Origin of the sequence: Rothia nasimurium, assembly GCF_014217215.1 — a bacterium.
Lineage (GTDB): Bacteria > Actinomycetota > Actinomycetes > Actinomycetales > Micrococcaceae > Rothia > Rothia avistercoris.
Genome location: NZ_CP056080.1, coordinates 2,274,690 through 2,297,735 on the forward strand (window position 1 = coordinate 2,274,690; position 23,046 = coordinate 2,297,735).

The following is a 23,046-nucleotide window of genomic DNA, read 5'->3' on the forward strand; positions in this document are numbered from 1 at the left end:
TGTTCTCCCTCAAGAGATAGTGGTGTCACTGTGTATAAATGTTGTGATGTGTGAGGTAGCTAGCGCAATACGAATAGGAACCGCAGGCTTCCTCACCTTTTATTGTTTCTCAGAAAAAAATCTGTAGCTAGATAAAATCCCCATTTGTGGCGATAAGAGTGGGCATTGTAGGCTCATTTGTTGGCCGGGTACCTATCACGCCCTCAGCCAAACCGTCTAGGTCATACCGGCCAAGACCGTACCGGCGGAATAAACTGGGGCACATGACACATTCAGGTATTGATACCAGCTTCCTTGACCCCGCGACCAGCCCCGCCGACGACTTCTTCCGTCACGTCAACGGCACCTGGTACGACGCCCACGTCATCCCCGCCGACCGCTCGCGCGATGGCGGCATGTACTTCCTCCGCGATGCCGCCGAGGAGCACGTGCGCGACATTGTTGAGAAGTTCGCCGCCGAGCAGCCGTCCTCACGCATTGGCGCCCTCTACTCGTCCTTCATGAACACCGAGAAAATTGAGGCGGACGCCGCTGCCCCGCTACTCGCCGAGGTGCAGCCGGTACTGGACGCGGCTACCCCCGATGATTTTGTGCAGGTCATGGCGGAGCTTGACCGCCAGGGCCACGGTGGCCCCTTCGGCTGGTACACCAGCATCGACGCGAAGAACCCCGAGAAGTACGTGCTCTACCTGGCGCAGACCGGCCTGGGTCTTCCCGATGAGTCCTACTACCGCGACGAGAAGTACGCCGAACTGCGCGACGCCTACATCGCCCATATTGAGCGCATGTTTGAGCTGACCGGCATGGCCGAAAACTTCGGTCTTGAACCTGTAGACGCCGCCCGCGCTGTCTTCGCCCACGAGACCGAAATTGCCTCCCACCACTGGGATAACGTGCGCACCCGCGACGCCAACCAGCGCTACAACCCGGTCGAAGCCGCCGAGCTAGACGAGAAGTTCCCCGGCTTCCCCTTCACCACCTGGCTAGCAGGCATGGGCATTTCCACCGAAAAGGCCGGCACCGTTGTGGTTAACCAGCCCTCCTATTTTGAGGCAGCCGCCCAGATGTGGGCCACCGCTCCCCTCTTTATCTGGAAGCTCTGGTACATCTGGCACATGGCCCACTCCCGCGCCCCCTACCTCAACCAGGCCATCGTCGAAGAGAACTTTGATTTCTACGGCCGCACCCTCTCGGGCTCCGAAGAGCTGCGTGACCGCTGGAAGCGCGGCGTCGGCCTGGTCGAAGGCTCCCTGGGTGAAGAACTGGGCAAGGAGTACGTAGCGATTCACTTCCCGCCCACCCACAAGGCCAAGATGATGGAACTGGTAGACAACCTGCTCGAAGCCTACCGCCGCTCCATCACCGACCTAGACTGGATGACCGACGAGACCCGCACCCGTGCCCTCGAGAAGCTCAGCAAGTTCGTCACCAAGATCGGCTACCCCGACAAGTGGCGCGACTACTCCGCCCTCGAACTCACCGACGACCTCTTCGAGAACCTACGCCGCTCGGGCGTCTTTGAGCACGAGTTCCAGATTGCCCGCATCAACGAGCCCGTTGACAAGACCGAGTGGCTCATGACCCCGCAGACCGTCAACGCCTACTACATGCCCCCGGCCAACGAAATAGTCTTCCCCGCCGCAATCCTGCAGGCCCCCTACTTCGACGTGGACGCGGACGCCGCCGTCAACTACGGCGCTATCGGCGGCGTCATTGGCCACGAGATCGGCCACGGCTTCGACGACCAGGGTTCCAAGTACGACGGCACCGGCGCGCTCAACAACTGGTGGACGGACGCCGACCGCGAAGAATTCACCGCCCGTACCAAGGCCCTGGTGGAGCAGTACAACGGCTACACCCCCACCGGCCTAGACCCCGAGAAGTTCACTGTCAACGGCGAGCTGACCCTGGGCGAAAACATCGGTGACCTGGGTGGCCTCTCCATCGCGCTCAAGGCCTACCAGATTTACCTGGAGCGCCAGGGCCTCACCCTCGAGACCGCCCCCGTCATCGACGGTCTGACCGCCACCCAGCGCGTCTTTATCTCCTGGGCCCAGGGCTGGCGTATGAAGACCCGCCCGCAGACCGCCGAGATGTTCCTGGCCATCGACCCGCACTCCCCCGAGGAGTTCCGCGTCAACGGCGTGGTCCGCAACATCGACGAGTTCTACACCGCCTTCGACGTGCAGCCCGAGAACGCCCTCTACCTGGCACCGGAGGAGCGCGTGCGTATCTGGTAGCTCCTGGAGAGGCGCAGGGGCCTTCCCCTCCGGCGACTAACCTTCTCGAGCTCGCGCTGGCGCGCTCGCTCGATTCATGCCAGCCCCAGCCAGTCGCCTTCCGGGGAAGGCCCCGCACCCCGCTTAACTAAAAGGACGCCGGTGAACTACTCACCGGCGTCCTTTTGCTTACCCGAGCGCTAGGACATTGCGGGGACGTCCCAGAGATTCAGCACGGTGCCGATGCCCTTGCGGACGGCGTTGCGGTAGACCACGGTGCCCCAGGCGACGTCCTCAATGGGCATACCGCCGACGGAGTAGACGGTGATTTTTTCTTCATCGTCCTCGGGGGCGGGGTGGTTGAGGGCTTCGCCCATGTCGCGCAGTTCTTCTGGGGCCATGAGGCCCTTATGGATGCGGTCGTTGAACTTGCAGCCGACGATGGAGACGTAGTTGTGGGACTTGCCGGGTTCAGTTTCTTCGGCCCAGGCGTCGTACATACCGGCGTTGTCGACGAGTTTACGCACGTCAGGTTCAAACATACCTTCGTCGAGGTTGCAGGCGGCGGGCATGGCGAAGAAGGCGCCGGGCTTGACCCATTCGCGGCGGACGGTGGGGTAAGTTTCGGGGTCGCCCACGTGGATTGAGGTGCAGAAGGTGACGATGTCTGAGTCGCGCACGACTTCTTCTAGTTCTTCAACGGCGATGACGTTCATGCCGGGGTAGGTTTCTTCGGCCCAGCTGATGAAGGTGTCGATGCCTTTTTGGGAGCGGCCGAGCACCTTGATGGTGTCGACGGTGGGGCGGGCTTCGATGAGGGCTGCGACGGTTGCTTTGGCGATGACACCGGGGCCCAGCAGGCCGAGCACCTTTGCGTTTTTGGGGGCGAAGCGGCGGGCACCGACGCCGGAGGCGCAGCCGGTGCGGTAGGCCGAGAGCAGGTTGGCGCTCATGTAGGCGAGGGGGGCGCCGGAGGTCGCGTCGTTGAGGGTGAGCATGAGAATGGAGCGGGGTAGGCCAATCTCGCGGTTGTCGATGTTAGAGGCGTAGGTTTTGACGCCCATGGTGCGGAAGGAGCCGCCCAGGTAGGCGGGCATGGCGACGTAGCGGCGGTCGGGGCCGTCGGCGGGCATGCCCTCGTGGGCGGGGTTGACGGGGAACTGTACCTTAGCGCCGTGGGATTCGCCGTTGTGGCCGGCCATGCGGTAGTCGCCGCGGGCGTGCAGGGCCAGGGCTTCTTCCATGGCGTCGGTGCAGGCGGCGACGTCTTCTACGCCCGCTGCAATCATGTCGGCTTCTGAGAGGTAGCGGAAGTCAATGCGGGGGAAGACGGGGTTGAGTTCGGGGTCAACGGCTGCGTTGAGGTAGGCGTCGTGTGAGGTCAAGCGGGGGATCTCCAACTATGAGTGTTAAAAGTTCAGACGAATCAACATAACACTTTTAGACGCTGCAGATAAATGAGTTTTTGGGCATACCTGGCAGGTGGTAGGGCCCTGTTCCGCATGCTTTCGCCGTGGAGCAGCTTAACCTGTTAGACAGGTCATTGAAGAATTCATGCGATGTTAAGCAAGAGGCGGTAAGGTCGTCTCTGTACGCGTCTCACCACGGTGGGTAGTAGCCCACCCGCACCAGCCCCGAGGAGGCCCCGTGAACCCCACCCCCAGCGTCCTTTTTATTTGCCAGTCCAACAAGGGTAAGTCGCAGATGGCTGAGGCCCTGATGAACCTCCATGCGCAAGGACGCGTGCGCGCAACTTCTGCGGGCACCAAGGCTGCGGTGGGTAGTGCGGTGAACTCTGAGTCGGCCGCTTCACTGGCCGAAATTGGGGCCGATATGAGCACAGGTACCCCCAAGTTCGCATCCGCTGGGGATTTAGCTGCCGCAGACCGCATCGTTATTGTGGGGGCTGCTGCCCAGCTTGAAACCGATGACCCTGAGATCCTGGCTAAGACTGAGCGTTGGGAAACTGTAGAGCCCTCCCAACAGGGTATTGAGGGTGCAGAGCGTATGGCCCTGATTCGCGACGATATTGATCACCGTGTCAGGGCCCTGCTCGACGAACTCACCCGCTAGGGCTTTATTTCAGCACGGTGAGGGTCATGGGGTAGGTGAAAACTTCACCGCTATTGGCCTTCACCGCTGCAAGGATGTGCGCAACAATCAGGGCTACCCATACCGCGATGAAGACGATCCAGGTAAATAGACCTGCCAGCCCAAAGGTCACAAATGTCAGCACCCAGGCGGCAGTATTGATGATCCAGAGGGTGAAGCTGAAGTTAAAGGCACCGGCAGCAGCCACACGCACAAAGGCGTACCCCGGCTTATCCTTGTAAATTGCCCAGAAAATTAGAGGGCCCACAAAGCTCGCGAAAGATGCGGTCAATACCAGGCCCAGCAGACCTGAGAGGTGGGCGAACATAGCCAGACTCTTAGCATCAGCCGGAATGACGTTGCCGTAGGCATCGTAGGTTGGGGTAGAAAAGTTAGGCCCCGGCCCATTCTGATTGCCGTAGTTACCGTAGGGGTTCTGATTCTGCTCAGCCATGGCTGTATCTCCTTCGTCGTCAGTGTTCTACTTTTCACTGTAGTCAACAGACGGGCTCAAGTGGGCGTAGGCAGATACATACGTATGCGAGTTCATACTCTGGGTGGAGAGTTAACCGGCGCGTTACGTCCTAACGGTAAGACCGGGGCATGCCGGGCAGTAGCATAGAGTCATGCGCGATTTACAGGCTCACATCATTGAAGAACTGGGCGTGAAGCCCTCCATCGACCCGGCTGAGGAGGTGCGCAAGCGCGTCCAATTCCTCATGGACTATCTCAAAGCCACCGGCACCCGCGGTTTTGTGCTGGGTATTTCGGGTGGGCTGGATTCTACCCTGGCCGGACGCCTGTGCCAGCTAGCTGTAGAGCAGCTGGAGCTAGAGGGTGTTGAGGCTGAGTTTTTTGCCGTCCGCCTACCCTACAAGGTGCAGGCCGACGAGGACGACGCCCAGGCTGCCCTGCGCTTCATCATGCCCCAGCAGACCGTCACCTATAACATCGCAGAGGCTGTTGACGGCTTTGAGTCCGCTTTTACTACCGCGACCGGCCGCCCCATTGCTGACTTTAACAAGGGCAACGTGAAGGCCCGTGCCCGCATGATTGCTCAGTACGCCCTGGCAGGTGAGAAGAACCTGCTGGTGGTCGGCACCGATCACGGCGCTGAGGCTGTCACCGGCTTCTTTACCAAGTTCGGTGATGGTGGAGCTGACATCATGCCCCTCTTTGGTCTGAATAAACGCCAGAATCGGGCCCTGCTCAAGGTACTGGGCGCCGATACCCGACTGTGGGAGAAGGTACCCACGGCCGACCTGCTCGACGGTAAGCCCTGCCGCACCGACGAGGACGAACTGGGCGTCACCTACGACCAGATTGACGACTACCTAGAAGGTAAGGACATCGACCCGGCGGCAGCAGAAAATATCGAGGGCAGGTTCTTGCGGTCGCGCCATAAGCGCACCACCCCGGTCACGATTTTTGATTCCTGGTATAGGCAGTAAAAACGACCAGGTGCACCAGGCAGGCGATGGCCAGGCCCAGGGCTAGGCCGCCGACCACGTCGGTAGCCCAGTGCACCCCCACATAGATACGGGAAAACCCGATGGTCACCGCGAGGACGCCGAGCCCTGCTCCCAGGGCGCGGCGTCCTCGCTGCGTCAGGGCGGGGTAGGCGGTGAGAAAGAGGGTAGCGCAGAAGGCAGCGGTGCTGGTGGAATGCCCCGACGGGAACGAGAAAGTCAGCTCCTCAACGAGGCGGTGCGTGAGGGAGGGACGCGGCCGGTCCACAAGGTTTTTGATGAGGGTGACGGTGAGCGGGGCCAGAATCATGGTTACGCCCAGGGTCGCCAGGGGCCAGGCAGAGCGGTAGCGCCAGATAAAGAACCCTAGGGCCACCAGCACATAGATCGTCATGGGCAGGGTGTTGAAGGCCTGGGTGAGCACCGAGAAAAAGGCATCGAGCGTGCCCGTGCGCCAGGTCAGCGACGCCTGCCAGACGGCGTTATCCACAGGGTTGGTGAGGGACTGCGCGTTGACCAGCCACATTGTCACAAAAACCAGAAAGCCCGTGAGGCTGGCGCGAGCTAGACGGGCCCGGAGCCCCGCCAGCTCGCCGGGGGCAGGAGTGGGCGCGGGGGTGTCCTTGGGCGCAGCGGGCGGACGGACGCGCGCCCCACCGGTACGGGGCGATTCGGGGGTGTGGTTCACGGCTATCTCTCTTCACGGGGCACCCTCTAGATTACCGGCTCGCCCCGGGCCGTCCCGTCTAGCTGCTTGCTAGAGAGCCCGGCAAGTAAGCTGGTGCTATGTCTGATACACCCAAAGAGTTTTATCTCGATTAATCCGACCCGGCAGCCTGGGCAGCTTTTGGCGCCCTGAGCAAGCAGGCGGGCGAGTCAGCCCGCGCAGCGGGCCTTGATGACCAGCTCATCGAACTGGTCTGCCTGCGTATCTCGCAGATTAACGGCTGCGCCTACTGCCTGAAGGTGCACACAAAGCGAGCCATCAAGGCGGGTCTGAGCGCGACGAGGACGGCTGCGGCGCCTACGAAATCTTTGCCGACAGTTCCGGCAGCCCGGCTGGCTTCACCCAGTTCTTCACCTACACCGAAGGCGGGGTCAAGCAGCGCATCTTCCCCCACACGGTGGTGAAGGAAGAATTCGGCGGGCACGGGCTGGCGTTCAGGGTGCCGACGCGCACAAGACTATCGGGCTGTGCCTTCTAGATTCTGTAGAACCCCTCAATCGCGCGGGTCAGGTGGGCCATGTCGGCTACGGTGGTGAGTTCGCGGGCCGAGTGCATGGAGAGCAGGCCGACACCGACGTCCACGGTGCGCATACCCAGGCGGGTGGCCGTGATGGGACCGATGGTGGAGCCGCAAGGCACGTTATTGTTGGAGACGAACTCCTGGTAGGGAACCTTAGCCAGGGCGCAGGCCTGGGCGAAGATTCCTGCGCCGACGGCGTCGGTGGCGTAGCGCTGGTTAGCGTTGATTTTGAGCAGGGGCCCGCCGCCGGGCGCGGGGCGGACGGTCGGGTCGTGATGCCCGGCGTAGTTGGGGTGCACCAGGTGGCCAGCATCTGAGGAGAGACAGACCGACTCAGAGATGGAGCGGCGGTAGGCTTCGGCGGACTCGCCGCGGGCTTCGGAGAGTCGAACCAGGACGTCCTCAAGGAAGGGTCCGGCAGCCCCGGAGCGCGATTCCGAGCCGATTTCTTCGTGGTCAAAGGCGGCGAGCACGGCGGTCTGGGCTGACTCTACCCCGGCCTGAGCGTAGCGGATGAGGGCGGTGAGGCCGGCGTGGACGGAGCTGAGGTTGTCCAGGCGACCCGATGCAAAGAGCTCGTCATTTTCACCGAAGACGCGGGGTTCGGCAGAGTCGGCAAACATGAGGTCGTAGCCCACGATGATTTCGGGGTCGATAGGCCCGCCATCGGCGCGTTCGGCCAGGTAGGCGAGCACGTCGCCGGTGGAGTCGCCGAAGCCCCAGACGGGGTAGAGGTTGCCTTGCTTATCGAGTTTGAGGCCCTCGTTGGCGGCGCGATCCAGGTGGATGGCGAGCTGGGGGACGCGGGCGATCGGTCCGGTGGCGACCAGGCGGGTTTCGAGTTCCCCGTCGACCAGGATGGTGAGACGCCCGGCCAGGCGCAGTTCGCGGTCGAGCCAGGAGTTAAGCAGGGGCCCGCCGTAGACTTCGACCCCCACCTGGTTCCAGGTCAGGGTGCGTACGGAGGACTTGGGCTTGACCTTGAAGCCCGGGGAGTCGGTGTGGGCACCCAGCACCCGGTAGCTTTCGTGGGCTTCGGTGCCCACCCAGGCGATGATGGCCCCGTCGCGCACCACAAAGTGCTTGCCGGTCGCAGCTGTGCTGCCCCAGGCGTCCTGCTCGCTCAGCTCGGTGAAGCCGGCGGTGGCCAGGCGGCGGGCGGCCTCGGCCGCCGCATGGAAGGAGGTGGGGGACGCGGTGATGAAGGCGGCTAAATCATCAATGTTGGTTCGGGCATCGAAGGTCTGTGAAAGAGTCATAGACCACATTTTACCGGACAGGCTGCGACTCTTCAGGGTGGCTTTCCTTGACCCAGACCAGGGCTGGGCGGGTGCGTTCTAGCCCGCGACGGTTCGCCGCCCAGATAACGACCAGCACGAACAGGCCGTTCGACACCAGCGACGAGATGAACATGCCCACGGTGGAACCTTCCTGCAGGAAGGGGTCGGCCATGCCCAGCACACCGAAGCTCATGGCCAGCAGGTTGTTGACCACGTGTAGGGCGATCGCCGCTTCGAGCCCGCCGGTGCGCCAGGTGATGTACCCGGCGGCCAGGCCCATGACCAATACAGAGAGCTGGCCCCACAGGTCGTAGAGGTGCCCCAGCATAAAGAGCGGGGCCGGAATCACGATGACCCAGGCAGGGTGTTTCAGCCAGCGGCCGATGGTCTGCATGAGATAGCCGCGGAAGACCAGTTCTTCTGCGTAGGCCTGCACCGGCACCACCAGGGCGATAGCGACCAGCATAGCGACAAGACCGCTCACCGGCAGGGTTGTGCTGGGGACGTAGCGAGCCCCCAGGGCCGTATCAAAGGCGAGGGGCAGGGCCACAATGAGCAGGGCCGCTATCCCAAAGCAGGTAGCCAGCCAGCCCCAGCGCATACGCCCGGCGACCGAGTGAATCAGACCCCAGGGCTTAGGCCCCAGAATCAGGCGGGCGGCCCAGAGGGCAGGGAACATGAGGGCTACAGACCCGAAGAGGAAGACGAACGTGGCGGGGCTCCGCAGGGCCTCTTGCTCAAGGATTTCCGGGCTCGCAGCGAGGATGAGGTAGCTGGGGTCAGCGGGCAGGGCGGGGTCAAGGCCCAGCAGGAGCACGAAGAAGAAGATGACAACCAGCAGCAGGGAGAGCACCAGGTAGAGCGGTACCCCGATGACAGCTTCGACCAGGGGCTTCCACCAGGCACCTTTAGGGTCGGCGTGGGAAAGCCGGTGGTAGCCCAGACTCTGCTTCTCCTGCCGATAGCCGGGGCGCCAGCCGACCGGCGGCAGGGGCACCGGGTTCGGGTGGGTTGCTCGCGGGTGGGCGGACGCCGGCCCGTAGTCCGGTGCCGCAGTCTGCGGTGGGTTGGGGGCGGGTGTCTGCCAGGGAATACGGGGGTCGTTGGGTGTGCTCATGCCTCTACCCTAGCGAAACCCGCCCTGCCCCGTGCAAGGGGAGGGCGGGCGTCCGCGTCATAGTTCGTTCCCCGGGGGCTAGCTGACGAGCGCTCGCCGGTAGCGCACCGCAACCGCGACCCAGAGCAGCACCGCTGCGGTGAGGCAGATGATGGGGGCAGAGGACGCCGCCAGGGCGCCCTGGCTGAGCTCGTCGAGGTTGTGGGTGGTGGGGTCGAGGCGAATGCCAATGCGCATGGGCCCGTAGATGAGCCCGGCGAAGCCGATGATCGTTAGGGCACCGGCCAGTAGGCGTACCGCGCGGGGGGCGAGGGTGAAGAAGGTGGGGAAGGCGTCCAGCCAGAAGGCGGCAATCAGCAGGGGTAGCCAGATGTTGTGGTGGGACCAAGAAATGGGCGACATGGCCATCATGAGAAACCCGTTGAGGGCTATCTGGGAGAGCACCATACCTCGGCGGTGCAGCACCGGAATTAGGTAGGCTACGCCCACCAGCAGGGCCAGAATAAGGCCGTAGCGCAACGCCGAGAGCAGCGGCCCCTCAACAAGCCCCAGGTGCAGAAGCCAGCCCAGGGTGGAGATGTTATCAACATAGGCGATGTTGCCCACGCGGGAGGGGTCTGAGATGGCGAAGAACCAGAATTCGCGGGCGGTGGCGGGCATGAAGATGAACCCTGCCGCGACTGTGGCTGCAAAGGTGACGCCCAGGGTGAGCACCCCCTTGATGTCCCGGCGCATGAGCAGGATTAGGCCGAAGGCCAGCGGGGTGAGTTTGATACCGCCAGCGATACCGATGAGTACACCGCGGGGCACCCGGGTGGCTGGGCGGAGCAGGTCGATGAGCACCAGCAGCAGAATCAGGGCGTTGATTTGGGCTAGGCCAATACCGCGGTCCCAGGGGCTAAACATGGTGATGCAGGTAGCCATCACTACAACCGTCGAGCGGCTACCTAGCAGGGCCTCGCCGGGTACGGTGATTCCGCGAGCGCGCGCGTGGTTGAGAATCAGTACCGAGATCCAGAGGGCTGCCAGGACGGCCAGGAGGGTCATGGCCCCGGCACCGGCCCAGAGGGGCAGGAAGGCGAAGGGGGCGAAGACCATGACCGCAAAGGGCGGGTAGGTGAAGGGCAGGGTGATGGGCTGCCCATCTTCGAGGTAGTAGTTGTAGAGGGTTTTACCGGGGTAGAGGTCGCCGAAGACTACGCCTGCGCCGGTGCGGTAGACCTCGAAGTCTTGGCCGTTGAGGATCATGGAGTGGCGGATGTGCCACTGCATGACCGCTATGAAAAAGATGCCGGCGAGAACCGGCCAGATGATGTGCCGGGCGGGCAGGCGGGTAGTGAGACTGAAGAGGGGCACCTGGGGCTACTTTTCGGTGGGGGTTGCGGCGTCCTGGTCTGCGGTTTTGCGGACGGCTACCAGGTTGGTGCCGCGCTTGGTTTTGGCGTGGCCGGGTAGGCGTTTGGTAGGACGTTCCTCGGCGGCTTTCTTGGGCAGGGCGGCGATGCGCAGGGCGAGTTCGAGAACGAGCAGGCCGAGGGCTGCGTAGAAGACGTAGTAGGAGGGGTAGAAGTAGTAGAGGCTGGCGCTCCACCCGGCGATGGTGGCGCCCAGGGCTACAACGGCGAGGGCGGCGATGATGATGTGGGCGAGGGGGAAGGCGCCGTTGTTTTCTTTGTTGCGCCAGGTGATGTAGATGGCCATGAGCGCAAAGAGTACGGGGAAGAAGATTTGACCGGAGAGGGCCATGGTGTCTTCGGTGTAGCGGAAGATACCGAGGGCCTGGACGATGGCGGTGGCGGCAAGGATGAGGGAAGCAGGCAGTGTTTTCACGGGAAACCAGTCTACCGGTTAGGCGGTGATGAAGTAGGTGATGGCGCAGATAGTGAAGATGGTGCCGGTGGTGAGGGCTGCGGCGAGTTCGATGAGGATGCCGATGCCCATTGATTTGAGGGCGGCCAGGGTGCTGCGTGCTGAGGTGGCGATATCGCCCTGGCTGCGCACGGTTTCGCTGAGCAGCAGGGCTACCGCGAAGCCGACGAAGAGGCCGATGACGGGGATTACGAACATGCCGATCACTGCGCCGAGCACGCCCCAGAGAATAGAGCGGTTGGGAATGGCTCGCTGTTTGAGGGTCTTGCCGGTGAGTAGGGCCTGGGCGGCCATGCCCGCAATCATGATGGGAAGGCCTAGGCCGAGGAGCCACCAGCCTTCCGGCCCGCGCAGGGTAAGCCCCCAGAGCAGCACGCCGCCGAGCACGGCGAAGGAGCCGGGCAGGATGGGGTAGACGATACCGACGATGCCAACGGCAATGAGGACGACGGTGATAAGGGTCATCACGATAGCTAGGGTCATACTGTTCAGTTTACCGGTGCGGTTACTGGCAAGCATTGGGCATGCCGAAGCCTATTGGCCGGGTCTGGCGTGAATTGCGACGAGCCCCCAGGTGAGGAGCAAGAGGGTCGATAGGCAGAGGTATGCCCAATGCTTAGCTATCTCATCGTAAAACCACACTGATATAATCAGCATTACGCATACAAGTTTTGGAGTAGAGATGCCAGATAAGGACGCCACCCCCCGCCCCGGTTACCGCGAGCAGCTGACCCTGGGAGCGCGTCCGCTCGATGCCCCCGGTGCGCCTATCGCCGACCGGCAGGCCCGCGATATCGCTACCGGCCGCCGCACCTGGCACCGCAGGGCTTCTAAGCCGGTGTCCCTGTGGATGTTTGCCCTATTCATTGTGCTCATGACCCACCGGTGGATTCCAGAGTCCCTTTGGCTGATGGTTCATATGGTCACCCTGGGTCTCATCACCAACTCGATTCTGGTGTGGTCCCAGCATTTCACCGAGGCCCTGCTCAAGCACAAGCTCCCCGACACCGCTCGACCGGTGCAGCTGGCCCGTATCTATACCCTCAACGCCTCGATGGTGGTGCTGATGGTGGGTGTGGTCTTTTCTCTCTACCCGCTGACGGTGCTCGGCTCGGTGGGCGTGGGCGCTACGGTGACCTGGCACGGGGTTGCCCTGCTGCAGCAGATGCGTGCTGCCCTACCTGCCCGCTTTGGGGTGACGATTCGCTACTACATTGCAGCCTCCTGGCTTCTGCCGGTGGGCGCTACTTTTGGTGCCCTGCTAGCCTATGACGGGTTGAGTGCCACCTGGCACGGCCGTCTTTTGCTGGCCCACGAGGCTATCAACGTTCTGGGTTTTGTGGGTATCACGGTGGTGGGTACCCTGATGACCCTCTGGCCGACCATGCTGCGCACGGTCATGGTGCCGGACGCCGTCGTCCGCTCCACCCGCGCCCTGGCAGGCCTGTGTGCGGGGTTGGGGCTCACTGTGGCCGGCGCCCTGGCAGGTCTCACCTGGCTGGCTGTTACCGGCCTGCTGCTCTACGCCGGTGCCCTGGGGCTAGTTCTTACCCTCATGGTGCGCACCGCTGCCGCCAAGAAGCCTGCCGACTACGCGACCTTCTCGGTAGCTGCCGGTATGGTCTGGCTGACCGCGGGCGTCCTTTTCTCTGCCTATCTGGTCGCTACCTCCCCCTTTGACTCCCTGACCCTGCGCCCGGTCACTCCCATATTTGTTGCCGGCTTCCTGGCTCAAACCCTGCTGGGTGCCATGACCTACCTACTGCCCGCCCGTATGGGCGGCGGTCCCAAGGCCGTCCGCGCCGCCAACAAGGAGTTCAACCGTTTCGCGGCGGGCCGCACCGTCATGGTCAACCTCTCCCTGCTCATCTTCATCCTGCCGGTTTCCCTCACCGGCTCTTGGGTGCGCACCGGCGCCTCCCTGCTCGGAGCCTTTACCCTCTTCGCCTTCATCCCCCTCATGATGCGCGGGGTGCGGGCCTCCGTTAGCGCGCGCAAGGCCATGATTCAGGCCCGGGCCCGTGGCGAGGCGCCCACCCCCGACCCCGAGGTGCTCACACCGACTCCCGTACCCCACCTGCGCAATGCCCTCATCGGTGCCCTGGCTGTGGCTCTGATCGTAGCCTTAGGGGTCGCGGTTGACCCGGCGGCCCGCGCACGACTTGCCGCGCCATCGTCCGCCGGGAGTGCCACCGGCCAGACCACCACCCTGGCCGTCGAAGCCACCGCCGACATGCGCTTTACCCCCGACACCGCAGAGGTGCCGGTAGGCAACCGCCTGGTCATTGAGGTCACCAACACCGACACCAAAAACGCCCACGACCTGACCTTCCCCAACGGAGCCACCACCGGCCGCATCGACCCCGGGGCAACCAAGAGCGTGGACGTCGGCATCATCACCGGTGACCTAGAGGGCTGGTGCTCGGTGGTCGGGCACAAGGCTATGGGTATGACCTTCACGGTGGTAGCAAGTGGGGCGGACGCCGCCCAGGCGGGCACCAGCGCCGCCGACAGTTCAGCCCACGCCGGGTACAGCACCGGCGGGGCGACCGACTCGGTACTAGCCCCCACCGATATTGACCTGCAGGGCGATATCTCTGAAAGCTACCAGACCCGCGACGCCACCCTGGCTCCCGTAGCCGACGGTGAAAGCATCGACGGCCGCACCGTGCACCGCCAGACCCTGGATGTGCAGGAACTCCCCCGCGAAATCGCCCCTGAGGTCAACCTCAACACCTGGACCTTCAACGGCTCCTACATGGGCCCCACCCTGCGCGGGCGCGTGGGCGATATTTTTGAAATTACACTCGTCAACAACGGGAGCATGGGGCACTCGGTAGACTTCCACGCCGGAACCGTCTCCCCTGACGAGGTTATGCGCACCATCGCCCCCGGTGAATCCCTCACCTACCGTTTTGAAGCCGTGCGCTCGGGCATCTGGCTCTACCACTGCTCCACTATGCCCATGAGCACCCACCTGGCAGCGGGAATGTTTGGGGCGGTCATCATCGACCCCGCTGACCTGCCCGAGGTAGACCGCGAATACCTGCTGGTGCAGTCAGAGGTAGCCCTAACCGAAACCACGAGCACCCAAACCTCCACCGCCAACCCGGGCGAGGGCGTCCTCACCGACATCTCCCCCGAAGGCCTCGCCGCTGGCACCCCCACCCTCACCCTCTTCAACGGCCACGCCACCCAGTACCTACGCGACCCGCTCACCGCCCGCGTCGGCGAGCGCGTGCGCATCTGGGTGCTCAACGCCGGGCCCAACGGGGAGCTGAGCTTGCATGTGGTGGGTAGCCAGTTCGATACGGTCTACAAGGAAGGCGGCTACCTACTACAGGACGGGTTAGATGCTTTTGGTTCCAGCGGGGGCGGCGCCCAAGCCCTCGACCTTTCAGCCGCCCAGGGTGGCTTCGTCGAAATGGTCTTTACCGAACCGGGCACCTACACCTTCGTCAACCACAACTTTGCCGCCGCCGAACGCGGGGCCCGCGGGCAGATCGTCGTCACCGGAAAATAAGAAAAGCCCGCCTGTGCGGGCAAGAAAGTTTTCCAGTAATCTTGACCTGATGACAAGTGAACGCACCAAGCCCAACCTCGCCCTGCGCATCGGCGCGGGGCTGGTCGCGCACTGGCAAATTGTGGCATCGGCAGTGCTGATGTCGGCCGGTATCGCGGGGCTTTCTGCTACCTACGAGGACTACTGCGGGCAGACCGACCTAACCTACGCCCCCACAGAGCTACGGGACGACATTGAAGCTGCCGCCCAGCTCGCCGGCCTCCGCGCAGGCGTGTTGGCAGCCCAGCTCGAAACCGAGTCAGGCTGGGTCACCACCGCCCAGTCCCACGCAGGCGCCCACGGTCTAGCCCAGTTCACCCAAGATACCTGGGACATCTGGGGCGAGGGCGATATCAACAGCCCCGAAGACTCCATCGCCGCCCAGGGCCGCTACCTGGCCTACCTTTCCGAGCGCCTAGTCCCCTATGTATCGGATGAAGCTTCGCTTCAGGATATTGTTCTAGCTGGCTACAACGCCGGGCCCGGCGCAGTCGAGGAATACGGCGGTATCCCACCCTACTTTGAGACCCAGAACTACGTGGTCAAAATTGACGAGCTCGCCGCCACTAAATACGCGGTCACCTGCGCGCCTGACCCCGAGTTCAAGCAGGCTACCCTGGTGCGCTAGGGGAGCCGTAAAATAAACATCTGTTATACATGTTTTGGCTTCTGTGGGCGATAATGGGAAAACCTAACCATTAAGGAGATTCCCGTGACCGCTTCGTCCGTTCCCTCAGATCAGCTCTTCCCGCAGGGCAAGCCCGCCCCTGCCGGCTCTTTCACCGGCCAAGCATATATGCACCCGCTGGCGCCCAGCAGCCAGCTCCAGTCGCTAGCCGTTACCTTCGAGGCTGAAGCCCGCACCAACTGGCACACCCACGACGTTGGCCAGCTCATCGTGGTGACCTCAGGCATCTGCGTCTATCAGCTCGAAGGCCAGGAACCCAAAACCCTCAAGCCCGGGGAAGCCTTCTTCTTCGAACCCGGCGTCAACCACTGGCACGGCGCCACCAGCGACGGGCCCATGACCCACATCGCCGTCACCCCCTTCAACGAGGACGGCGAATTCGTCAACTGGGGTGCCCCCGTCGACGACGCCACCTACACCGGATAAAAGAGCGAAGGCAGCCACAGACTATCCGGGGTAGCACTTTGGCTACCCGGATAGTCTGTGGCTGCTACTGGCTCTCCCCTACCTTATGACAACCTTCACCGAGGAGTACCCAGCCACCGGGAACTGAGCATTCTCAGTAGACTCGACTATGATTGACTCCGTCGCCGCAAGTAACTCTTCAACCAGAATGCGCAACTCTAACCGAGCTAGGGGCGCACCAGGACACACATGAATCCCCGCGCCATACGTCAGATTCATAGACTGGTCACGATCAGGTCGGTAGTCCAGGGCATATTCAAAGGCCTCCTCATCACGGTTAGCCGACGTCCAGTTGAGTGTCACCGGGCACCCGGCAGGGATCATCCGACCGCCCACTTCAACATCCGCAGTCGTCACGCGGCGGTTAGCGACAAGGGGATCTTCCAAGCGTAAAATCTCTTCAACAGCATGACCAATATGTTCAGGATACTGCCGCAAACGGTTAGCCTCGTTCGGATTCTTACCTAAAAAGTTCACGATGACCCCCACGATGGCCGAAACCGTCGACAGCTCACCAACAGTCCAGTTTCGGATAAGGGAGACAATCTCTTCGTCCGTCATGACGCGAGGCTGTTCCCCCGGCAGTTCAACAAGGTCCTGCAGAAGCTCGGCTGTGACATCCTGAATTTCATGGTTCGCCCGCCGTTCATTCAGAAGGTCGCGAATGTAGCCGTCAAATTCTAAAGCGACTGCAGCGATTTCAGCACGGTCACGCTTGAGGGTGGCCGACCGATTCTTGTTCATCCAGGCAATAAGGGCTTCTTCAAGACTCTCTGGCCACCCCATAAAAGCATTTTGCACTCTCATGGCATAGCGAGTAGCAAACTCACCCATAATGTCTATCGTCTCACCACGAGGAGTATCACGAACAAGCTGCCGCACCACTTCACGAATCTGCGGCTCAAAAGCCTGCATACGCTCTGGAGTGAAGTACTTATCGTTGATAGCCCTGAAAGCAGTGTGTTCAGGTGCGTCCATTCCGTTGGGAACCGCTATATGGCGGGTCGATACCCGGTTAGAGAACAGTTCAGGATGTTCAAGGGCATACCGGATATCTTCATTTTTGAAGAGGGTGTAGCCCATAAACTCATCGTGAGCAACGGGGCACCGGGTGCGCATAGAGTCGTAAGCAGCAATCTGATCTGCTTGCACCTCAGGTGAACGGGAGTTCCAGTCATAGTATGTTTCTTCAGTTTGTTGAGTCATGATTCTCCCCTAACATAGCGGTAATTAGTATTAGATATGCAATATATTTCTATTTCGAAACTATCAGACCTACACAGAAAATACACCCACCACCTTCGTATACTTGGCCACACCAGCTAACCCGCAGACCTTAAACAAGGACGCCGCCACCCGCTTTCCTGCCTCAGGGCAGGGGTGCAGGTGGCGGCGTCCTTACTCAGAAGCCCTACCGGGGAAGCCTAGCGCTTCTGGTAGAGGGCCTTCTTCTGGAACTTGGGGTCAGAGGTGACCAGCATGCCCAGGGAGCGGAAGATCCCCTCGTCCACCGAACCCAAAATGGTGGTGGTGTGCACATCAGCCCCACGCAGGTTCTTAATCTGCTCAAGGGCGGCGCGGGCGTCCTCATCGTGAGCCGCAGAGGTTGAGAGGGCAATCAGTACCTCGTCGGTATGCAGGCGGGGGTTCTGGCTACCCAGGTGCAGGGTCTTCAGGCGCTGGATGGGTTCCAGGGCCTCGTTGGATAGCAGGTGCTTGTTGTCGTCCAGACCAGCCAGGTGCTTGAGGGCGTTGAGCAGGGCAACAGCCGAGCAGCCGAGCAGGTCGGTGGTTTTACCGGTGATAATGGTTCCATCTGCCAGCTCGATCGCCGCACCGGGGGCACCGGTGGTTTCTTCGCGCAGACGGGCAGGGGTGACAACCGGGCGGTCAGTTGCCTTAATACCGGCCTTGGCCATGACCACGGCAGCGCGATCCGACTGGGTGGAATCCAGGCCGCCGCGGGCCTCGTCCACCAGGGCCTTGAAGTAGCGGCGGATAATCTCCTGCTCAGAGGCATAACGGCAGGCGGCGTCATCGGTGATACAGTTACCGGCCATATTCACGCCCATGTCGGTGGGCGACTGGTAGGGGGTAGTGCTGGTCATCTTCTGCAGCAACACCTTGAGCAGCGGGAAAGCCTCAACGTCGCGGTTGTAGTTGACGGTGGACTCGCCGTAGGCGGTCAAGTGGAAATGGTCGATAACGTTCGCGTCATCGAGATCAACGGTCGCAGCCTCGTAGGCCAGGTTAACCGGGTGTTCCAGGGGCAGGTTCCAGATGGGGAAGGTCTCGAACTTGGCGTAGCCAGCCTTCACACCGCGCTTGTTCTCGTGGTAGACCTGCGACAGGGCGGTTGCCAGCTTGCCAGAACCGGGGCCGGGGGCGGTAACAACCACCAGGTTACGGGTGGTTTCAGCGAACTCGTTGCGACCCAGGCCGTCCTCGCTCACGATCAGGTCGGTGTTGGTGGGGTAACCGGGAATGACGCGGTGACGCGAAACCTTCAGACCCAGACGCTCCAGGCGCTGCTTGAAGGCAACGGCCTTGGCGTTGTCGTCCTCCATCTGGGTGAGCACCACGTGCTCGACCAGGAAGCCGCGCTCACGGAAGACGTCGACCAGGCGGAGCACGTCGTCCTCGTAGGTAATGCCCAGGTCGGCGCGGATTTTGTTGCGCTGCAGGTCCTTGGCGTTGAGGCAGATGAGAATCTCTACCTCATCGCGGATTTGCTCCAGCATCGCAATCTTGTTGTCAGGTGTGAAGCCGGGTAGCACACGGGAGGCGTGCATGTCGTCAAAGAGTTTGCCACCCATTTCGAGGTAGAGCTTGCCGCCGATTTCTTCGCGGCGCTCCTGGATATGTCGAGACTGCATCTCGATGTACTTCTCACGGTCAAAACCAATTTTGTTCACCATGGAATTCAAGCCTATCAAGTCCAAGGGAGCGGACGCCCGCGCCCCGACCGCGTGGCGGCGGTGAGGGCGGGCACGCTTTACTTCTCGAGGTGCAACAGCCGCTCGGGATAGTCAGTGAAGACGCCGGTGGCGCCCCAGTTTTTGAGCTCGTTGGCGCGGGCGGGGCTGTTGACCGTCCAGACATTGACCTCGTATCCGGCTTCGCGCAGGGCGCGGACGGTCGCGCGGGTCAGGCCCCGGTCTTCCAGGTGGGCGGCGCTGGCGTCGATGAGTTCTAGAACGGAGCGCCAGTCAGGCTGGAACATCTCGGTAACGAAGAGGGCCCCCACCGCACACTGCGGGGCGCAGCGTTTAAACTCGGCCAGGAGCAGGTGGTTGAAGGAGGAGACAATCACCTCCCGCCCCGGCTGCAGGCGGGCAAGCTCTTCAAAGACCCGGTCAACCAGCAGGCGGGAACGCTCCGCCCCCTGCTCGTTGGATTTCAGTTCGATGTTAAGGTTGAGCCCGCGCTCATTAGCCAAATCAATCAGCTGGGCCAGGGTGGGCACCGCCTCCCCCGCCGTGTCGGGCGAAAACCAGGCGCCGGCGTCCGCCCCGGAAAGCTGCTTGGCGGTGTAGCCGTAGAGGGGGCCGGTGAGGTTGGTGGTGCGGTCGAGGTCGGTGTCGTGCAGCAGGACGGGCGTGCCGCAGGCGGCGATGTCAACGTCGGTTTCGACCCAGGTTGCGCCGGAGTCAGCGGCGGCGGTGAAGGCGGCGAGGGTGTTTTCAGGGCGGGTTCCGGACGCCCCGCGGTGAGCAAAAATACGCATGGCACCAGTATGGAACAGGACGGCCAGCAGAAGACACCCCGCCATAGAGCTCTGTGCAGGGTTCTTGGGCTGTGTGCAGGGTTTTCCCTGCACAAGCGCTAAGAACCCTGCACAGGTTGGATATGACTCTCAGGACCGGGAAAGGGCAGGGAAAGGACGCCGATGCGGTGACTCAGCGCCTCAAGGTCAAGCCTGCCGCTGGCTGGGCTTCCAGGCTTGGACAAGTAGAACTCACTGTGTAGCGGCTCCTGCCCTGGTTTATGGGGGTAGACCAGGAAGGCGTCAGCGGCTAGACGGTAGGCGTAGGTGGCAAGCTGGTACTGGTCCCCCATCAAAGCGTCATCGATGTTCTTTCCACGGAGCTTCTTGTACTTGGCGTCGTAAACGACGGTTTTGTCACCGTGCTTGAGCACAATATCAGGTTTCTTAGCTTTGGCCGCCGGCGTACCATCAGCCCTGTAATAGAGATGAAGGTTAGACTGTTCTTCCACTTCAGCCTGTGGAATACTTTGCCGCACATAATCCGCAACAATCTTTTCCCAAAGGTCGCTAGAAACCACCTTAAGGTTAGCGATAACACCACCTGCGTAGGTTGGTTCTTCAAACCCTACGCCCAACTGCATGGCCAGAATGGAACGGGCCAAAAGGTAGGCTTTTCTAAGCGGAGAGCCGATGCGGGAAAGCTCTGTAGAACTCAGTCTCCTACCCAAAAGCTCTGCTGAAGTTTTGATTCCTACATCTCGAAGGTGAGCGTCGATCTCCACAGAATAGGCCTGTAGGTACCGGTCTTCTACCTGTCCAGTTACTTGCACCGCAGCACGAATTACCTGCCAGATATGGTTATCGGCAGTGAGTGAATCGAACTCACAGAGCACAGGCACTCGATGGTAGATTTTGCGCTTAATTAGACCCTGGGGCACCATGCGCCCGCGCACAAAGTTCAGTTCATCTTGGGTTTGCAGGAAGACAGGCTTGCGTTGCCTGACAGCCCCTTCGGCCTGCCGCAGAAATTGCCGGTAAAACTGAATTTTCAGTTCAGGAACATCGGGCAAGATAGAGACGCCAGAAGGTGGAAGGTCGATTTTGTCAGCCAGTGGCACGGGGCTCATGCCGTAGGTGTTGATGAGCTCCCAGAGGGTGTTGGCATGGCCCGTATTGAGGACGCCGAGCGGTTCAGTGTACGGCCGACTTCTGGTTTCTGACCAGAGAGGGTCGGTTGCGCCTTCCTCTTCTTCATCTGCTGATTGTTCTTGAAGTTGTGCTGGTGCAACCCTTGAGAAATGGGAGGCCCAGCTCTCGTCAAGGGCTATGACGTCCATTTCGTAGACAAAGGTATGAAAGGTTTCTGTGCTGATGCCTTCGGGTAGGGTGAAAACCGTATCGTATGTACCCTCGTCCCTCCATAGTTTGGGAAGAATATGGATGGTAAGAGTTCTGCACTTCTCCCCTTCTGGAACTTCTCGTTGTAGCACGGTAAGCCCCACCCCATTGCCCAGTTTGCTGGCTTGGAAGTAGCGGAGTGGGGCCTGCCAGGTTTCCTCGTGGTTGCTCATACCTAACCCTGGTATGACTCATCAACGATGTCGGGGCGGGCACCGAGACCAGTACCTCGTGTGATGATTTTTTGGCCGTGTACAGGGCCAATTGCATCGAGGATGGTCTGGCTGATATTGAAGGTAAAGGCAACTTCTTTGAGCTGGTTGAGCAGGGCTTCAGCGATAGCTTCCGCGTCACCGTCCTTGCCGAAGAAATAGGCGTGGCCCAGGCGGGCGTCAGGGCCAACCTGATTGAGCAAAATAGTGTTGGCGTTCTCGTACCAAGATGCAATATCTTCAGGGTAATCTTCACCGTTTTCTTCCATTGCCTCTTGCAGTTCTTCTGCGGTGAAGGGGTGCTGGGTGACCCAGTGGAAGCGGCGGCGCAGGGCCAGGTCAATGGTGCCCACGGAACGGTCGGTGGTGTTCATGGTGCCCAGGACGTGCAGGTTAGTGGGCACTGCCAGCTTGTTATATTCTTTGCCATTCTTGAAGATGGGGGTTTGCAGGCGGACGTATTCACCCGGCATTTCTTGAACAGAGGATTCAAAGAGGGCGCCGTCTCTGCCTTCTTCTGCCAGGTCTTTAAACTCTTGGCGTTTGCTCTTTTCAAGGACCAACATGAGGTCACCGAAGACTCGGGCAGTATTAGCACGGTTGATTTCGTCGATGAAGAGCAGGTAAGCGTTATCAGGATCTTGAGCTGCCCTGTTGCACATCTGTACGAAGGTTCCCTCTTGGGTCACAAAATCGCTCTCACCTGCCTGCTTACTGAAGTTAGGGCGGATACCGGAAACGAATTCTTCATATGAAGTGGAGGGGTGGAAGACCACAACTTCAATACGGCTACCGTTGTCGCCGTAGGATTTGCTAGTGCGGAGTTCCTGCAGCATATGAGATTTGCCAGAACCAGCGACGCCATCAACAATAATATTCAACTTGTCCTCCAGATCACGTAAAGGACCGTTGATATGAAACGTGCTAGAAATTTCAAATTTTTTTAAAAAATCATCGATCGATTTATTATAAATAGAAAAATGAGTATGATGAAACCAAAGCTTTCCCAGAAAATTATCAAATAGATCATAATAAGAATAAGATATATCCGACAGCCTGAGCAAGTCGTAATTAGCATTCTTCTCAAAATCAATGAGAAAACTGTGACTTTCTAGGTCATACTCTTTAATAACAATATTTCCAACATAAACCCGATTATCCATTGCGGAACTTTCAATCATTAGATTCTGGCGCCCGGAGGAATCATTAGGAACCCAAGAAAAGTCCTCTTCCACTTTAAATTCACTCGTTACAAAAACAGGGATTTCCTCTAACTTATTCTTCCAAAAATGAAAATCATTCAATATGCCTGACTGAAAACCCTCTTCACCTTTTGGAACCCGCAAAAATCTAATACTATGATTATCTTTTGACAATTTAATGTCTTTTAAATTTTCTACATTCTCTATATTTCCAAGAATTAACACACCAAACATTTACACTATCCTTTTCTGAGAATTTCCATCAGCTCCTCGTTCACGAAGAGCTTTTCTCTACCAACCTTTTCTTCCCGCAGAACCCCGACTGAGACAAGCTCTCCCAGGTACTTGGTTGCGGTCTGGCGGGTTACCACATAGCGGTTCCCCACGTCCTTAATGCGGTAGTAGGGCTGTTCAAAGAGAACCACCACTACACTCCGCTCCTGAAGGGCCTGAATCTGCTTAATCTTTGCCAGAGTCTGCACCGTGGTTTCCCGCATAGCCTCAACCATGTACAGCGT

Annotated in this window: 21 protein-coding genes; 7 read left to right on the forward strand and 14 right to left on the reverse strand. The window is 60.4% G+C overall.

Features of this window, described 5'->3' with window-relative positions; all coding sequences use genetic code 11:
• Window positions 1-263 precede the first annotated feature (263 nt).
• Window positions 264-2,240 carry a M13 family metallopeptidase gene (locus tag HWU94_RS10305; protein ID WP_185173642.1) on the forward strand — a complete coding sequence of 659 codons (1,977 nt, stop codon included), beginning with the start codon at window positions 264-266 and terminating at the stop codon, window positions 2,238-2,240.
• Window positions 2,241-2,419: 179 nt separating this feature from the next.
• Here HWU94_RS10305 and HWU94_RS10310 read toward each other — a convergent pair whose 3' ends face one another.
• Complete coding sequence (locus tag HWU94_RS10310; protein ID WP_244955966.1) at window positions 2,420-3,604, reverse strand: tyramine oxidase subunit B; 1,185 nt, start codon at window positions 3,602-3,604, stop codon at window positions 2,420-2,422.
• Window positions 3,605-3,866: 262 nt separating this feature from the next.
• On the opposite strand from HWU94_RS10310, the gene HWU94_RS10315 reads away from it, so the two are divergent.
• Window positions 3,867-4,292, forward strand: coding sequence for a low molecular weight phosphatase family protein (locus HWU94_RS10315; RefSeq protein WP_185173643.1), 426 nt, complete (start codon window positions 3,867-3,869; stop codon window positions 4,290-4,292).
• Between the two features lie 4 nt (window positions 4,293-4,296).
• On the opposite strand, the gene HWU94_RS10320 is transcribed toward HWU94_RS10315, so the two are convergent.
• A complete protein-coding gene (locus tag HWU94_RS10320; RefSeq protein ID WP_185173644.1) occupies window positions 4,297-4,764 on the reverse strand; it encodes a DUF4870 domain-containing protein in 468 nt (155 codons plus the stop codon).
• Between the two features lie 172 nt (window positions 4,765-4,936).
• Between HWU94_RS10320 and nadE the strand changes: the two genes are divergently transcribed.
• Complete coding sequence (gene nadE, locus HWU94_RS10325; protein ID WP_185173645.1) at window positions 4,937-5,761, forward strand: ammonia-dependent NAD(+) synthetase; 825 nt, start codon at window positions 4,937-4,939, stop codon at window positions 5,759-5,761.
• Here the strand turns inward: nadE and HWU94_RS10330 are convergent.
• A complete protein-coding gene (locus HWU94_RS10330; protein ID WP_185173646.1) occupies window positions 5,730-6,467 on the reverse strand; it encodes a phosphatase PAP2 family protein in 738 nt (245 codons plus the stop codon). The genes nadE and HWU94_RS10330 overlap by 32 nt on opposite strands.
• Window positions 6,468-6,703: 236 nt before the next feature.
• Between HWU94_RS10330 and HWU94_RS11795 the strand changes: the two genes are divergently transcribed.
• Window positions 6,704-6,910, forward strand: coding sequence for a carboxymuconolactone decarboxylase family protein (locus HWU94_RS11795; protein WP_409348808.1), 207 nt, complete (start codon window positions 6,704-6,706; stop codon window positions 6,908-6,910).
• A gap of 70 nt (window positions 6,911-6,980) precedes the next feature.
• Here the strand turns inward: HWU94_RS11795 and HWU94_RS10340 are convergent, their stop codons facing one another.
• The 5 genes from HWU94_RS10340 to HWU94_RS10360 all read right to left on the reverse strand — a co-directional run bounded on the left by HWU94_RS10340 (window position 6,981) and on the right by HWU94_RS10360 (window position 11,775).
• Window positions 6,981-8,285, reverse strand: a complete 1,305-nt coding sequence (locus tag HWU94_RS10340) for a M18 family aminopeptidase (protein WP_185173647.1) — start codon at window positions 8,283-8,285, stop codon at window positions 6,981-6,983.
• Window positions 8,286-8,295: 10 nt separating this feature from the next.
• Window positions 8,296-9,423, reverse strand: coding sequence for a CPBP family intramembrane glutamic endopeptidase (locus HWU94_RS10345; protein WP_185173648.1), 1,128 nt, complete (start codon window positions 9,421-9,423; stop codon window positions 8,296-8,298).
• A gap of 78 nt (window positions 9,424-9,501) precedes the next feature.
• Complete coding sequence (locus HWU94_RS10350) at window positions 9,502-10,779, reverse strand: glycosyltransferase 87 family protein (RefSeq protein WP_185173649.1); 1,278 nt, start codon at window positions 10,777-10,779, stop codon at window positions 9,502-9,504.
• Window positions 10,780-10,785: 6 nt separating this feature from the next.
• Window positions 10,786-11,253 carry a hypothetical protein gene (locus HWU94_RS10355; RefSeq protein WP_185173650.1) on the reverse strand — a complete coding sequence of 156 codons (468 nt, stop codon included), beginning with the start codon at window positions 11,251-11,253 and terminating at the stop codon, window positions 10,786-10,788.
• Between the two features lie 18 nt (window positions 11,254-11,271).
• A complete protein-coding gene (locus HWU94_RS10360; RefSeq protein ID WP_185173651.1) occupies window positions 11,272-11,775 on the reverse strand; it encodes a DUF456 domain-containing protein in 504 nt (167 codons plus the stop codon).
• A gap of 199 nt (window positions 11,776-11,974) precedes the next feature.
• On the opposite strand from HWU94_RS10360, the gene HWU94_RS10365 reads away from it, so the two are divergent.
• From HWU94_RS10365 to HWU94_RS10375, 3 genes are all read left to right on the forward strand, one after another.
• A complete protein-coding gene (locus tag HWU94_RS10365; RefSeq protein ID WP_244955967.1) occupies window positions 11,975-14,815 on the forward strand; it encodes a multicopper oxidase domain-containing protein in 2,841 nt (946 codons plus the stop codon).
• 49 nt (window positions 14,816-14,864) lie between these two features.
• Window positions 14,865-15,482 carry a lytic transglycosylase domain-containing protein gene (locus HWU94_RS10370; RefSeq protein WP_185173652.1) on the forward strand — a complete coding sequence of 206 codons (618 nt, stop codon included), beginning with the start codon at window positions 14,865-14,867 and terminating at the stop codon, window positions 15,480-15,482.
• Window positions 15,483-15,566: 84 nt separating this feature from the next.
• On the forward strand, window positions 15,567-15,968 hold the full coding sequence (locus HWU94_RS10375; RefSeq protein WP_185173653.1) for a cupin domain-containing protein: 402 nt from the start codon (window positions 15,567-15,569) through the stop codon (window positions 15,966-15,968).
• 78 nt (window positions 15,969-16,046) lie between these two features.
• Here HWU94_RS10375 and HWU94_RS10380 read toward each other — a convergent pair whose 3' ends face one another.
• The 6 genes from HWU94_RS10380 to HWU94_RS10405 all read right to left on the reverse strand — a co-directional run bounded on the left by HWU94_RS10380 (window position 16,047) and on the right by HWU94_RS10405 (window position 23,037).
• On the reverse strand, window positions 16,047-17,213 hold the full coding sequence (locus HWU94_RS10380) for a cytochrome P450 (protein WP_221625846.1): 1,167 nt from the start codon (window positions 17,211-17,213) through the stop codon (window positions 16,047-16,049).
• A 218-nt stretch (window positions 17,214-17,431) separates the two neighbouring features.
• Window positions 17,432-18,925: a DUF1846 domain-containing protein gene (locus HWU94_RS10385; RefSeq protein ID WP_185173654.1), complete on the reverse strand. Its 1,494-nt coding sequence runs from the start codon at window positions 18,923-18,925 to the stop codon at window positions 17,432-17,434.
• A 77-nt stretch (window positions 18,926-19,002) separates the two neighbouring features.
• The gene (locus HWU94_RS10390) at window positions 19,003-19,734 is read right to left on the reverse strand and encodes a glycerophosphodiester phosphodiesterase family protein (RefSeq protein WP_185173655.1); all 732 of its coding nucleotides are present in this window, start codon (window positions 19,732-19,734) and stop codon (window positions 19,003-19,005) included.
• 98 nt (window positions 19,735-19,832) lie between these two features.
• The gene (locus HWU94_RS10395; RefSeq protein ID WP_185173656.1) at window positions 19,833-21,287 is read right to left on the reverse strand and encodes a 5-methylcytosine restriction system specificity protein McrC; all 1,455 of its coding nucleotides are present in this window, start codon (window positions 21,285-21,287) and stop codon (window positions 19,833-19,835) included.
• 2 nt (window positions 21,288-21,289) lie between these two features.
• Window positions 21,290-22,762 (reverse strand): McrB family protein, encoded by a 1,473-nt coding sequence (locus HWU94_RS10400; protein WP_185173657.1) that lies wholly within the window; start codon window positions 22,760-22,762, stop codon window positions 21,290-21,292.
• Window positions 22,763-22,767: 5 nt separating this feature from the next.
• Window positions 22,768-23,037 (reverse strand): cell filamentation protein Fic, encoded by a 270-nt coding sequence (locus HWU94_RS10405; protein WP_185173658.1) that lies wholly within the window; start codon window positions 23,035-23,037, stop codon window positions 22,768-22,770.
• Window positions 23,038-23,046 lie beyond the last annotated feature (9 nt).